Raw genomic sequence first — 13680 nt, 5'->3', positions numbered from 1 at the left:
GTTCATGTATATGCCATCCGCACTCTTAATAACAAAATATTTATTATCCTTATTTGACAATCAACTCTGGATAACCAGCACCATTAATGAAGTACTCCGGCTATAGCGATCTTCCTACCCCTTACCTGATGGCAATAACATCGCCGTCAACACTGCATATGTTGTCAGATGAAATGGTGCGGCAATTCATCAACACTAACCGCCATTCTGAGACCTTGATATTGAACCTTCGCCGCAGATAAACGAAAGGTGATACAACACCCCCTCCCCCAATGATAACGTCATCACTCACACGGATACGCTAACCACAGAGCGAGCGATGGCCCCGATTACGATTGCGACTTTCTGCGAACCATTGGAAGCACAGATGTTTGCTGGACTTTTAAGCTCCGCGGGTATCAAGGCGTGGATCGCTGACCAGCACATGATCGGTATGCAGTGGACACTCTCTACGGCGCTGGGCGGCGTGAAGGTGCAGGTAGTGCCCAATGATGCAGACACCGCGCTACGCATTCGGCGGGACTACGACCACCACGCATTTACCAGCCCGTCTGACGAAACGTCTCCTTCCGCTACTGCCGCCCCACGCAACCGCTCGCTGCCCTGGCTCGCGCTTTTATTGGGATGCTGGCTCGTCGCCAATATTGTCTTCCCTCTCCCGCCTCGGCATAGTGCTGGCACAAAAACAGAGAGTGAATAGCAGGGACCAGCCGCCTCCATTCAACGGGGCTTCTTCTACGGCAGTACCGCAAAGAAATCCGCGAAGCGCTGCATATCGGTTTGTAGCGTCTCGATATCCGAGGCGACGAAACGCACCGTTTGACGGGCGGGCACCTGCGCCAGACGGCCACGGTCGAGCGGATGCAGCCAACCAAGCACTGGGTAGCCGCCCATGGTTTGGCAGTCGGACATCAACACAATGGGGTTGCCGCTGGGCGGTATCTGGATGGTGCCGGGGGTAATGCCCAGGGAGAGCGTGCGTGTGGGGATCTCTTGTAATGGCATATCGTGATGCAGTCGCACGCCCATGCGATCTGAGTCGCGGGAAACTTCCCAGTGAGTGTCGAAGAACCGCGCCCGCTGATCTTCAGCAAAGCGTAGTGCGTCACCGCCCAGCAATACCCGCAGCACGGGAGTGGTAGTGAAGTCGGTACGCTGCTGCCACTGCGCACTCGCGCTGCTTCTGAATGCCGCCGCATCCGCGACACAAGGCAGCAAATTGCCGCGTTGCAGCGGACTTCCCGAACCATCTGGCCCGCCGAGGCGATTGCGCTGATGGGTTGCAGTGGAACCCAGCACCGGCTCGACTACGAAGCCGCCCTGAACGGCGATATAAGCGCGCTGCCCCTGGGCCGCGAACCCCAGACTCAACACCTGGCCTTCACGCATGAGAAAGCGTGACCAGCCATCAACCTCGCGTCCATCCAGATAGGCCGGAATCGCCGCCCCGGCGATTGCCAGCCAGGTATCCTGAGCCGCCCTGAGCTGCAAGCCCCCTAGCGCCACCTCGATTAACGGCGCGTCCATGCGGTTACGCACCAGCCGATTGGCCCAGGCGGCTGAATAAGGATCCATCACACCGCTGTGCGAGACGCCATAGCGCAAAGCCCCGATGCGGCCAACATCCTGTAGCTGCGACAGCATGCCCGGCTTGAGAATTTCCAGATGACCAGAGGCGACCATGGCTGACCTTCCGGGCTCGGTGTTACGACTCATTATTCCCTCCCGATAGGCCGTCATCCTGCATTAGAGAAGGCTCAGGGCACCACTGCCAATGGCCTGACAGTGCGTTGAACTGCTGCTCGCTGATAGGTGCGAAGCTGACGCGGTCCCCCACGCTAAAACGCCCGGGTGGAGTGCGCGCAACGTCATACAGCTTCAACGGACAGCGCCCCAGCAGATGCCAGCCGCCCGGTGATTGTTCAGGGTAAATGCTGGTCTGGCCCTCGGTAATCGCTACACTGCCCTGCGGCACCGCCGTGCGCGGCGTAGCCCGACGCGGCAGCATCAGCCGTTCATCCAGACCGCCCATATAGGCAAAGCCAGGAGCGAAACCTACCGCACCCACAAAGTACTCTGCGCTGGCGTGCGCCTGGATCACTTCCGCTACGCTCAGTCCAGCAGCGCTGGCAACCATGGCCAAATCCTCACCGCAGTACCACACCGGCATCAGGTGATGCTGAATGGCGGCGCGCTGCTCACCTTCATCATCAGTGTCGCTCTGCCACCGCTCGATCAGTGGTGTCAGAATCACCCTTAGCTGATGGAACTTCACACGAGAGAAGTCATAGTGAATCAGCAAGGTATTCCAGCCCGGCACCCTATCCAGCACCACATCGCCCAATGCCGCTTCAATCCTGTTGGCGCAGCCCACAATGCGGGAGGAGAGCTGCGCGCCAGGAGCAGCATCGAACGAGATCAGCACGGCATCGACACCGGCAGGCTCGATACGCGGCGCTATCACCTGAGTCACACGGCCTCCAGCGCGTTACGCAATTCACTCAGCACCTGCAAGGATTCACGATTGTCGCCATGCACGCAGAGCGTATCGGCGGCCAATTGCAGCGGCTTGCCCTCAATATCGGAAAACTTTTCGCCACGGGCAATCGCGACGGCCTGGTCAATGATGCGCTGTGGTTCATGATGCACCGAGGCAGGATGTGTTCGGGGCGACAGTGTGCCATCACTGAGGTAGGCGCGATCGGCAAAGGCTTCAAACAAAAGCGGCACTCCTGCTATATCCGCTGCCTGCTGCACAGCGCTGCGCTCCTTGACCGCCAGCGTCATCAGCGCCAGACCTTCACGGTAGCGCCGACACGCCTCAAGCGCTGCATCAAACATGCGCAAATCGCTATAGACCGCATGGTAGAGCGCCCCATGGGGCTTAACGTACTCCACCTGAGTGCCATTGGCGCGACAGAACGCATCGAGCGCACCAATCTGATAGAGCATCAGGTCGGTGACTTCCTTCTCAGACAGCGCCATCGCACGCCGCCCGAATCCTTGCAGATCAGGATAGGAAGGATGTGCCCCAATACTGACGCCCGCCTTTGCCGCCAGCGCCACCACCTGAGACATCACGCTGAAATCACCGGCATGAAAGCCGCAGGCGAGATTGGCCTGGTCAATCAGCGGCAGCACTGCCGCAGGATCACCCAGCGACCAGTTGCCAAAACTTTCCCCCATATCACAATTGAGCAGCAGTCGCGCCATGGCAGAATTCCTTTTTGATTGAAGAGTATGGGGTAACGCCGAGCGGCGAAATACGAATACATCGGTGATGCCGTGCTACGCATTGGCGAGCAGCGCGAAGATCGGTCCCGCCGAGTCAATCGCCATATACCAGGAAAGCACGCATACCAGCGCTCCCGACACCAGCAGCCAGCGCGGATAGCGATAGCCGTGCATCAGGTCGGCACGTCGCCATCCTATATATAAAAAGAGAGTCAGCCCCAACGGCAGAATCAAGCCATTGAAGCCGCCAGCGAAAACCAGCAGTGCGGAAGGCGGCTTGCCCAACAGCACAAACACCACCAGGCTGATAAGGATAAACCCGAGAGTCAGCAGGTGACGGCGGCGCTCGCTGATTCCCTTGGCGAAAACCGTCACGAAACTGATGGAGGTATAGGCTGCTCCCATCACGCTGGTAATGCCGGCAGCCCACATGATCAGTCCAAACGCACGCAGCCCGAACTCGCCCAGCGCCACCTGAAAGGCTTGCGCAGCAGGGTTGGCCCCCTGCCCCGACACATCAATGGTGACGCCACTGGCGACCACGCCCAGAATCGCCAGAAACAGGATATAGCGCATGATCCCGGTGACCAGCACCCCGCTGAATGCCGCTCTGGAAACTTCCCCGATATGCTCCTTGCCAGCGGTGCCATGATCGAGCAGCCGATGCGCTCCCGCATAGGTGATATAGCCGCCGACCGAGCCGCCAACGATGGTAGTGATCGACGTAAAATCGAGGGAGTCTGGCAGTACCGTCTGACGTAAGGCTTCCCCGACCGGAGGATGCGAGGCGAAGGCAACGACCAGCGTCAGCACAATCATCAGCGTTCCCAGCACGATCATGATGCGATCAACGGCTACTCCCGCGCGCCGTGACAGGAAAATGCCGATCGCAATCAGCGCACTTATTGCGCCTCCCAGCAACGGCGGCAGCCCCAGCAAAGCATTAAGCCCCAGTCCGGCCCCGGCAATATTGCCGACGTTGAACACTACGCCACCAAACATCACCAGTACCGCCAGTAGATAGCCGCTGCCCGGAATCGCCGCATTGGCAACCTCGGACGCTCGCATACCGGTCATCGTGACGATGCGCCATACATTCAGCTGCACCACAAAATCAATGACAATGCAGGCCAGAATGCCGAACGCAAAGGTGGCCCCAAGGGTCGCGGTAAAGGTGGCGGTCTGGGTGATGAACCCCGGGCCTATCGCCGATGTCGCCATCAGGAAGATGGCTGCTACCAGCGACGCACGCCGCTCTTTGGCAAATGTTGCAGTGGATGGTTGCACCGCTTTCTTCCCGTAAAATCGCTTGAAGATCGCTGCCGAACGCCTGGCAGCCTGGAGGCCTTGATCAGGAAATGACTAGGCAAGAGGCGTGCCACTGCTCCGTAAATCGCGTGCCGTTGTAGATTTATATCCGATTATTGTTGAACAATGACATTCGATCTTTGATCAATTGCATCAGAATGATGCAGGCTGGATCAGGTCGCGCACCTATATCGTGCAGCGCCATGACAGAAAAGAAAGGAAAGGAAGGAATAGAGAAAGGCAAATCGTCAGCGTCGCGAATGCGTTATGCTCACTCACTGTCCCTGTGCTGACCAGCAAGAAGGTTTACTGCTTATGAATGAACCCGCCGCCAGCCTTGGCAGCACCATCGCCGCGACCATTCGCCAGTGGGTGGTGGAAGGCCGTTTGCTGCCCGGACAGCGCCTGTCGGAAAAACAGTTGGCCGAGCAACTGGAAGTATCACGCAATACACTGCGCGAGGCTTTTCGCCTGCTGACCCAGCAGGGGCTGCTTACCCATATTCCCTACGCAGGGGTGATGGTGGCGCGCCCCGACCTCGCTGCAATCATTGATATCTATCGGGTCAGGCAACTGATCGAATGTCAGGCCGTGGCGGATGCTTCCCCTCACCACCCCGCCATCGCGCGTATGGCGCAGGCGGTTGAGCAGGCTCGCGCCGCGCGGGAAGAACACGCCTGGCTAACGGTAGGCAGTGCCAACATCGACTTCCACCGCGCCCTTGTCAGTCTGACCGACAGCCCTCGCATCGAGGCAATCTATGCCGATCTCTGTGCGGAGCTGCGCCTGGCATTTGGGTTGGTGGATGATCCGGCACGCATTCACGCGCCTTATATCGAAAGCAACAGCGCTATCGTTGAACTGCTCAAGCAGGGAGAGAACCAGCAGGCGGCCACCCGTCTCGCTGCCTACCTGCAACAATCCGAACGCAGCCTGCTGGCGGTCTACAAGGGATAAGGCAGCGGCGCCCTCACGAGAGCCAGTCGTGTATCCCCCTAAAAAAGAACACCCCGACGGCTGGAAGTATCCAAGCATCGGGGTGTTCTTGTTCTGTGTTCCGGGGAATAACCCGGTGCTCAGCAGAGGTTACTGCTGGGTCTGATCGGTTTGCCCGCCTTCTAGCGTGCCGGACTGCGGATCACTTTCAGGGGAGTGATCAAGATCACGGCTCGACTCATCCGGCGGCATTCCCTGGCTCGACAGATCATCATGAGTATCGCTGTCACTGTCATCAGTGCTATCGGTGCCCTGCATATCGCTCTGATTGCCGGCATCGTTCGCGGCCGCCGAATCACTCTGCTGCTGAGCCGATGTTGCGCTATCGGCACCGGTATCAGGGGGCGTGTCGTCATCCGACTGACTACACCCGGCCACACCGAGCAGTGCTGCCATGGAAGCTGCCGCAATTGCCATCATGCTGATACGTTTCACTCTACATTCTCCCGACCTGAAAAACCGACAAGGGCTTGCTGGTTGTCTGATCAGCAAATACGCCACTCCACGAATAGGACACCGCAACGCGCCAGCGGTTCAGTGGGCGGCGGTCTCCTTTTTGATACCTCAATTGCCCAGCTTCCCTGTCTGGCGAAAAATAGTGTTGCCTGCTGCCGCCACATCGCCACGGCTGGCCCCATAGCGCAGTGCCGACTACTCATCCTCGTCGTCGGAAGGCTCCGCTGGCACTTCAATGCGATTTTTCAGCATTTTGCTATCGGGGGGCACCACAACATCAATCACTCCCGGCGCAATTTCAAAGCGCCCCTTTTTCACTTCCTGCATCTCGCCATCCAGCGTTACCGGCAATGGCGTTTCGCACTCAAGCTCGATCCACGGCGTACGGAAGTAGCGCACCAGATCATTGTCGGGCGACAGATGCTCAAGCTGGCGCAGCAGGCGCGGCACATCACGCAGCCTGAAGTCGTTGATTACCAGCACATCGAGCAGGCCATCGTCGATATACGCCTTGGCGGTCAGCTCCTGAGCACCGCCCGCCTGACGACCATTGCCAATCGCGATGACCACCATGTCGGCGTTATCTTCGAATTCAGGCATGCGCAAATGCCCTGAATAGGGCGAGAAGCTGAGAATGCGCGCAGCACCTACCAGCGAATAGGCACCGCCCCCCAGCATGCGCTTCAACATGGGCGGCGTGCTGGCCGTGACCGAAGCGCCGAAGCCACCCGATACCACGTTGATGAACCAGGTATCGCCAACCTTGCCAAGGTCAATCGGCACGGCTTCTTCACGCACTGCCAGCGCAAAGGCTTCAGTGGCCGAATGGGGAATGCCAGCGGCACGCGCAAAGTCATTGGCCGTGCCCAGCGGAATGATCCCCAGCGACGGGCGGTATTCTTCAGGGAGCTTCATCAGCGCATTGGCCGCACCGTGTACGGTGCCATCGCCGCCGCCCACAATCACTCGCTCAACGCCATTGGCGCTGGCCTGATAGATGAAATCCTCGATGTCGCTACCTTCCCAGGTAACGCGCACGTCAATACCGATCCCCTGCTTACGAAGGCGATTAACCATTTTGCGCAAACGCGGCTGGTCCGACGACTTACCATTAAGAATCAATCGAATGCTGCTGCTCAAGTGCGCTCCTTAATCACCAGCTGCATGGGTCAAGAATAGAGAGAAGGTTATCTTTTTTCGCCAGTAACCAACATAGCAAACGCGTAAAATCCGTTGCTTTTTGGTAATGTAAACCAAAAAAATATTTAAGGTTGACATTATACCCCCACCCTCGTGACACTAGCATCCGAAAAAATGGTGCAGCACTGCGCTACATCACACACGGGGAATGTCGTACTGCTTCTGCCCGCAGCAGGCGCTACAGCCCCCATAACGCCCCGCGACAAAAGCGACCCGCTCATGACCGAGATACGCCACGACTGGCACCGCGGCGAGATAGAAGCGCTGCTGACCCGCCCTTTTCATGACCTGCTGTTTGAAGCGCAATCAGTACATCGCGCCCATTTCGATCCTCATGCCATCCAGGTATCGACGCTGCTCTCCATCAAAACAGGCGCGTGTCCGGAGGATTGCAAGTATTGTCCGCAGTCGGGTCACTACAACACCTCGCTTGAGCGCCAAAAGCTGATGCAGGTCGAGAAGGTGCTGGAAGAAGCGCACGCCGCCAAAGCGATCGGAGCGACCCGCTTTTGCATGGGAGCCGCCTGGAAGCATCCCAGCGCCAAGGACATGCCTTATGTGATCGAAATGGTCAAAGGGGTGCGCGCCATGGGGCTTGAAACCTGCATGACGCTGGGGCGGCTGACTCCACAGCAGGCGACTGATCTCGCCGATGCGGGGCTGGACTATTACAACCATAATCTCGATACCTCGCCAGAGTATTACGACAGCATCATTACGACCCGCACCTACGCCGAGCGCCTCGATACGCTGCGGCATGTCCGCGATGCCGGCATGAAACTCTGTGCCGGCGGCATTCTGGGCATGGGCGAATCCGTCAATGACCGGGCTGGCCTGCTGCAACAGCTCGCCAATCTGCCGGTGCATCCGGAGAGCGTGCCGATCAATATGCTGGTGAGGGTCGAGGGCACGCCGCTGGCCGACGCCGATGATCTTGATCCGCTGGAATTTGTACGTACCGTCGCCACTGCCCGGATTCTGATGCCGCATTCCCGCGTCAGGCTGGCGGCAGGCCGTGAGCAGATGAGCGATGAGTTGCAGGCGATGACCTTCTTTGCCGGAGCCAATTCGATCTTTTACGGCCAGCGCTTGCTGACTACCCCCAATCCTGAGTTTGATCACGATCAAAGCCTCTTCCAGCGTTTGGGCATGCGCCCTGAACAGCGCGAAGAGTTTGATGACAGCACCCTCGACGCGGCCATTCACGAAAACCTGCACAGTCAGCGTGTAAGCGAGCTGGCCGTCGATGCCACGGCCCACTAAGCGATGACCGCTCTGGAACACTGGCTTTCACAGAAGCTGGAAGAGAGAAAGGAGCAGCAGCGCTATCGCCAGCGCTGGCAGCACCAGCCAGGCGTAGTGGATTTTGCCGGCAACGATTATCTCGGCTTCAGTCAGCACCCCGCGGTTATCAAGGCGGCAACGCAGGCCGCCGAGCAGTTTGGCAGCAGTGCAGCAGCATCGCCGCTGGTGGGCGGCTATTGCGCTATTCATCAGCGCCTCGAAGAGCGGTTGGCGGCGTGCCTGGGGCGCGAGCGCGCGCTACTCTTTCCCAGCGGATTTCAGGCCAATCTCGCGGTGCTTGATGCGCTGAGCGGGCGTGGAGATTACTGCCTGCATGACCGCCTTAACCACGCCTCACTGCTGGACGGCACTCGCTTGAGCGGCGCGCGTCTGGAGCGCTACGCCCATCTGGACAGCAGCGATCTGGAACACCGTCTGACACGTTTGGAAGGTAAACAGGGGCAACGCTTTATTGTCAGCGACGGTATTTTCAGCATGGAAGGCGATATTGCGCCACTCAACGCGCTTGGCACGCTGGCCGCCCGCCATGACGCCACCCTGATTATCGACGATGCCCACGGGGTTGGGGTGATGGGCAGCAGCGGCGCAGGCGTCTGCGAGGGCAGCCATCCGCAGCAGGTCGCGGTGGTGATTGGCACCTTCAGCAAGGCGCTGGGCAGTCAGGGCGCCTTCGTTGCCGGAAGTCAGCAACTGATCGAGGGGCTGATCCAACTGGCGCGCCCCTATATCTACTCGACCGGTCTGGCACCAATGTCCGCAGCGGCAGCCGATCAGGCCGTGCAGCTCGCCATGGAAGCTCCCGAACATCGCGATCGCCTCCATCACCATATTGCGTTATTCCAGCAACTGGCCCGCGCCGCAGGGCTTGAACCGCTGCCCAGCGTCACGCCAATTCAGAGCCTCGTGGTAGGCGACGAAACCCTCACCATGGCGCTGGCCCAGCGTTTGCTCGATGACGGTCTGCGGGTGGGAGCCATTCGCCCGCCCACGGTGCCGAACGGCAGCAGCCGACTGCGTATCACCCTCTCCGCCCGCCAGCGCCCTGATGATATTCGTCGTCTGGTAGAGCGGCTGGCGTGTCATTACAACGTCTTCTCCTCTGACAACCTGACCACCTCATGACAGCCACTCGTTTACTGTTGATAAGCGGCTGGGGCTTTCGCGTCACCGCCCTGACCCCTTTGCAAGCCAGTCTCGCGCAGACGCTGCCCGAACTCGATGTGCAGCTGGAAGCCCTGCCTGAACTTGCCACTGACAATCTCACTGAATGGTGTCAGGCCCTTGAACAGCGCATTGAGGAGATTGGTGATTCAGGTAATTACCGGCTCTGGATTGGCGGCTGGTCGCTGGGCGGCATGCTGGCAAGCCGACTCGCCGAACGCGCCCCACAGCGCTTTGCCGGTCTTGTCACCATCGCCAGCAACGCACGCTTCAGTGCCTCCGAGGAGTGGCCGCAGGCGCTGGATGCCGCTGTATTCGACGACTTCCGTGCTCGCTTTAGGCGTGACCCACTGGCAACCCGCCAGCGTTTTGCCCTGCTATGCAGCCAGGGCGCACGTCAGCGCTCGCTGATCGCCACGTTACGCGCACAGCTTGGCGATGTTTCTGATCCGGTGGGGGAAGCTGGCTTACAGCTACTGGCGCAGCTTGATAACCGCGCCCTGCTGGCGACACTGGCGCTACCGCAACTGCACCTCTTTACTCGCCATGATGCGCTGGTGCCCAGCAGTGCGGCGCATGCCATAAGCCAGCTCGCAAATCCGTTGCTCACAACCGAGACGCTGCCTGGCTGCCACGCGAGCGTTATCGAAAATCCTGCGCCACTGGCGATGCGGATCACCGACTTTATACAGCGCGAGGCCCCTCACTCATGAGTTCGTCCGCCAATGGTATCGACAAGGCGCGCATCGCTGAATGCTTCGGCAGCGCGGCTGAAAGCTACGACGCTGCCGCCGTGCTCCAGCGCCAGACGGGCCGTGCGCTACTGGATAACCTGCGTCAGGCTGCGCCCCACGTTCTGGATTCTCACCCTCGCTGTGGCGATATTGGCTGCGGCACCGGCTTTATGCTGGAACAGCTCGCGCAGGCTGGCATTGCCGAGCGGCGGCTGGTGGGCGTTGATCTCGCCCCCCGCATGCTGACCAGCGCCCGCCAGCGACTTCCCCAAGCTCACTGGCTGTGTGGTGATGCCGAGCACCTGCCGCTGGCCGCCCAGAGCCTTGAGCTGTGTCTCTCCAATCTCGCCGTACAGTGGCTGCCCCGACTGGACGGATTTCTGGCCGAAGCCAAACGGGTGCTGCGCCCCGGCGGCTGGCTCGCCTTCACTACCCTCGGTGATAACACCTTCAGCGAATTCAAGGAGTTGTGCCGCGCAGCGGGCCTTGGTGCGACACTCAACCGCTTTGATAACGGCACCATCCTGCATCAAGCCATCGCACAAAGCGGCCTCACCTTACGAAGCTGTCAGCGCCGCGACTTTCGCTACGACTACCCCGATGCGCTCACTCTGCTGCGCAAGCTCAAAACTCTGGGCGCGCACTCTCCTTCCCGCCCGAGCACGCCGCAGCGCATGCCGCTGAAACGCCTCGAAGCGCTCGCCGCCCAGCGCTTTCCCAACGGCGTTCCAGCCCGCTACGACACCTGGCTCCTTGTGCTTCAAAACGTGAACTGACCATGACCCACCACCGTTTTTTTGTTACCGGCACCGATACCGATGTCGGCAAAACCTTCATTAGTTGCGCGCTACTTCATCTGGCTCGTCAACATGGCTTGACTACCGCCGCAGGCAAACCCGTCGCCTCGGGATCACGGATGACCGATGGAGGGCTGCGTAACAGCGATGCAGAAGCACTGCTGGCCGAATGCCAGCCACCGCTCGCCTATTCTCGCGTTAATCCCATCGCGCTGGCCCCCGCGATTGCGCCCCATATCGCCGCCACCGAAGCCGGTATCGCCTTGAGCGTCGCTGATCTCCATACGCCGATGCGCCAGTTGCTGGATGACACGCCCGCTGACTTCACTCTGATTGAAGGCGCGGGTGGCTGGCGAGTACCGCTGAATGAACGCGAAACCCTGGCGGATCTCGCCAAAGCGCTGCACCTCGACGTGATACTGGTGGTTGGCGTGAAGCTGGGCGCAATCAACCATGCCCGCCTGACGCTGGAGGCAATTGAGCGCGATGGGCTGAAGGTGGCGGGCTGGGTCGCCAACCTGGTCGATGCCAAGAGCGCACAAGCGCCCCAACAGAGCCGCCTGGCACAAAACCTCGATGCCCTGCGCCAGTGGCTGCCTGCTCCCTGTCTCGGTGTGGTGCCGCACTTGCCCTGCGCCACCGCAGCCAACGCCGCCTCTTACCTCTCTCTCACACCGCTGCTGGCAAGGAGTACGCCTCATGACTGACACGCCTTCACTCAACGCACACTGGAAACAGCGCGACCTGCGCTCGGTATGGCATCCCTGCACCCAAATGAAGGATCATGAAACGCTGCCCATGATCCCGATCAAGCGCGGCCAGGGGGTGTGGCTTGAAGACTTCGACGGCCATCGTTACCTCGATGCCGTGAGTTCGTGGTGGGTCAACGTGCTGGGGCACGCCAACCCGACAATTAACCAACGCATGAAGGAGCAGCTCGACCAGCTTGAGCACGTCATTCTGTCAGGCTTTACCCATCAGCCGGTCATTGAGCTGTCAGAGCGCCTGATCGAGCTGACGCCCCCAAGACTGGACCACTGCTTCTATGCCGATAGCGGCTCGGCTGCGGTCGAGATTGCGCTGAAAATGAGCTTCCACTATTGGAAGAATATTGGCCGCCCCGAGAAGAAGCGCTTTCTCACTCTGACCAACGGCTATCACGGTGAAACCCTCGGCGCGCTGTCGGTCAGCGATGTAGGGCTTTATACCGACACCTATCAAGCCCTGATGCTGGATGTGATCAAGGTGCCCGCCCCCGACTGCTTCGGACTGCCGCGCGAGCAGTGGGACGCACACGCCGAATCCATGTTCGTCCATATGGAACAGGCCCTGGAGCAGCATGCCGATGAGCTGGCGGCAGTGATTCTGGAGCCATTGATTCAGTGTGCCGGTGGAATGCGCATGTACCCGCCCAGCTACCTGAAAAAGCTGCGCGAAGCGTGTGATCGTCATAACGTGCAACTGATCTTCGATGAAATCGCCGTCGGCTTTGGCCGCACCGGCACGCTCTTTGCCGCTGAGCAGGCCGGCGTTAGCCCTGACTTCCTGTGTCTGTCGAAAGCATTGACCGGCGGTTACCTGCCGCTCTCCGTGGTGCTGACCACCGATCAGGTATACGCCGCCTTCTATGATGATTATCAAAGCCTCAAGGCGTTCCTGCATTCGCACAGCTATACCGGCAATGCCCTCGCCTGTAGCGCCGCACTGGCGACGCTGGATGTCTTCCGCGACCAGCACATCATCGAGCGCAACCGCGCCAAGAGCGAAGCGATGGCACGAGCAGCAGCGCCGCTGCGCGATCACCCCCATGTCGGCGATGTGCGTCAGACCGGCATGGTAGTTGCCATCGAACTGGTCGCCAACAAGCAGCCGCTCACCCCCTATTCCTGGCAGCAGCGCCTCAACACCAGGGTTTATCAGCACGCCTATCAGCGCGGCGTGCTGCTGCGCCCGCTGGCGAATGTGATCTACTGGATGCCCCCTTACGTGATTACCGAACCCGAGATTGCGCTACTGGGTGAGGTCACCGCCGAGTGTATTGAAGTCGCCACGCGTGGTAGGTAGCGTGGAAGTGTGGATGAACTGCTCCCCGTATCTCCCTCAGAAACAACAATGCCTCCATCCATTGATGGAGGCATTACCTTCGGCTTGTATTCGAACTGTCAGGCTTTTGCTCAAATGCGGCCACTAGGTTCTGTCTGAAAAGTCTGCTCGCATACAGCGCCCAATGCAGGCCAGTGTCACCATGGCATTGAAGCTACTGGCCAATTTGTCAAAGCGAGAGTTGATTCGGCGTTTTTCCTTTAGCCAGCCAAATAACCTTTCTACAGCATTACGTTGGCGATACCGGGGCTTGTCAAATTGATATGGCAGTCCCGGGCGGGGAGTCCTGCGCATTCGACGATAAGGAATAATGGGACGGACTCCCTTGCTGGAACAATAATGACGCAGGGACTGGCTATCATATCCCTTGTCGGCAACTACAAAAC

At 59.3% G+C, this 13680-nt stretch carries 15 protein-coding genes; 8 read left to right on the top strand and 7 right to left on the bottom strand.

The window, feature by feature from the left end; translation table 11 throughout:
* The first annotated feature begins 319 nt into the window (after positions 1-319).
* Entirely contained in the window at positions 320-700 is a 381-nt protein-coding gene (locus L881_RS13390; RefSeq protein ID WP_051464813.1) for a putative signal transducing protein, read from the top strand.
* Positions 701-735: 35 nt separating this feature from the next.
* On the opposite strand, the gene L881_RS0106085 is transcribed toward L881_RS13390, so the two are convergent.
* The 4 genes from L881_RS0106085 to L881_RS0106070 all read right to left on the bottom strand — a co-directional run bounded on the left by L881_RS0106085 (position 736) and on the right by L881_RS0106070 (position 4521).
* Positions 736-1716 carry a 5-oxoprolinase subunit C family protein gene (locus tag L881_RS0106085; RefSeq protein ID WP_211238897.1) on the bottom strand — a complete coding sequence of 327 codons (981 nt, stop codon included), beginning with the start codon at positions 1714-1716 and terminating at the stop codon, positions 736-738.
* Positions 1706-2473 (bottom strand): 5-oxoprolinase subunit B family protein, encoded by a 768-nt coding sequence (locus tag L881_RS0106080; protein ID WP_025732815.1) that lies wholly within the window; start codon positions 2471-2473, stop codon positions 1706-1708. The genes L881_RS0106085 and L881_RS0106080 overlap by 11 nt, the downstream gene beginning before the upstream one ends.
* The gene (locus tag L881_RS0106075; RefSeq protein ID WP_025732814.1) at positions 2470-3213 is read right to left on the bottom strand and encodes a 5-oxoprolinase subunit PxpA; all 744 of its coding nucleotides are present in this window, start codon (positions 3211-3213) and stop codon (positions 2470-2472) included. Before L881_RS0106075 ends, L881_RS0106080 begins: the two co-directional genes overlap by 4 nt.
* Before the next feature lie 75 nt (positions 3214-3288).
* Positions 3289-4521: an NRAMP family divalent metal transporter gene (locus tag L881_RS0106070; RefSeq protein WP_025732813.1), complete on the bottom strand. Its 1233-nt coding sequence runs from the start codon at positions 4519-4521 to the stop codon at positions 3289-3291.
* A 336-nt stretch (positions 4522-4857) separates the two neighbouring features.
* On the opposite strand from L881_RS0106070, the gene L881_RS12900 reads away from it, so the two are divergent.
* Positions 4858-5499 (top strand): GntR family transcriptional regulator, encoded by a 642-nt coding sequence (locus tag L881_RS12900; protein ID WP_034578774.1) that lies wholly within the window; start codon positions 4858-4860, stop codon positions 5497-5499.
* A 129-nt stretch (positions 5500-5628) separates the two neighbouring features.
* Here the strand turns inward: L881_RS12900 and L881_RS0106060 are convergent, their stop codons facing one another.
* Together L881_RS0106060 and yegS are read right to left on the bottom strand one after the other, a co-directional pair.
* Positions 5629-5973, bottom strand: coding sequence for a hypothetical protein (locus tag L881_RS0106060; RefSeq protein WP_025732812.1), 345 nt, complete (start codon positions 5971-5973; stop codon positions 5629-5631).
* A 216-nt stretch (positions 5974-6189) separates the two neighbouring features.
* Positions 6190-7134, bottom strand: coding sequence for a lipid kinase YegS (gene yegS / locus L881_RS0106055; protein ID WP_025732811.1), 945 nt, complete (start codon positions 7132-7134; stop codon positions 6190-6192).
* Between the two features lie 279 nt (positions 7135-7413).
* Between yegS and bioB the strand changes: the two genes are divergently transcribed.
* Genes bioB through L881_RS0106025 form a run of 6 tightly spaced genes read left to right on the top strand, consistent with a single transcriptional unit; the run spans position 7414 to position 13255 of the window.
* Positions 7414-8457 carry a biotin synthase BioB gene (gene bioB / locus L881_RS0106050; RefSeq protein ID WP_025732810.1) on the top strand — a complete coding sequence of 348 codons (1044 nt, stop codon included), beginning with the start codon at positions 7414-7416 and terminating at the stop codon, positions 8455-8457.
* A 3-nt stretch (positions 8458-8460) separates the two neighbouring features.
* Complete coding sequence (gene bioF / locus L881_RS0106045; RefSeq protein ID WP_025732809.1) at positions 8461-9621, top strand: 8-amino-7-oxononanoate synthase; 1161 nt, start codon at positions 8461-8463, stop codon at positions 9619-9621.
* Positions 9618-10373, top strand: coding sequence for an alpha/beta fold hydrolase (locus tag L881_RS0106040; RefSeq protein ID WP_025732808.1), 756 nt, complete (start codon positions 9618-9620; stop codon positions 10371-10373). Before bioF ends, L881_RS0106040 begins: the two co-directional genes overlap by 4 nt.
* The gene (locus L881_RS0106035; protein WP_025732807.1) at positions 10370-11170 is read left to right on the top strand and encodes a methyltransferase domain-containing protein; all 801 of its coding nucleotides are present in this window, start codon (positions 10370-10372) and stop codon (positions 11168-11170) included. The genes L881_RS0106040 and L881_RS0106035 overlap by 4 nt, the downstream gene beginning before the upstream one ends.
* A 2-nt stretch (positions 11171-11172) precedes the next feature.
* Entirely contained in the window at positions 11173-11898 is a 726-nt protein-coding gene (gene bioD, locus L881_RS0106030) for a dethiobiotin synthase (RefSeq protein ID WP_025732806.1), read from the top strand.
* The gene (locus tag L881_RS0106025; RefSeq protein ID WP_025732805.1) at positions 11891-13255 is read left to right on the top strand and encodes an adenosylmethionine--8-amino-7-oxononanoate transaminase; all 1365 of its coding nucleotides are present in this window, start codon (positions 11891-11893) and stop codon (positions 13253-13255) included. The genes bioD and L881_RS0106025 overlap by 8 nt, the downstream gene beginning before the upstream one ends.
* A gap of 123 nt (positions 13256-13378) precedes the next feature.
* On the opposite strand, the gene L881_RS13565 is transcribed toward L881_RS0106025, so the two are convergent.
* A partial coding sequence (locus L881_RS13565; RefSeq protein ID WP_156926509.1) for a transposase occupies positions 13379-13680 on the bottom strand: 302 nt, incomplete at its 5' end.

Origin of the sequence: Carnimonas nigrificans ATCC BAA-78 (genome assembly GCF_000526695.1) — a bacterium.
Taxonomy (GTDB): domain Bacteria; phylum Pseudomonadota; class Gammaproteobacteria; order Pseudomonadales; family Halomonadaceae; genus Carnimonas; species Carnimonas nigrificans.
This window is presented reverse-complemented; position numbering and strand designations above follow the sequence as displayed.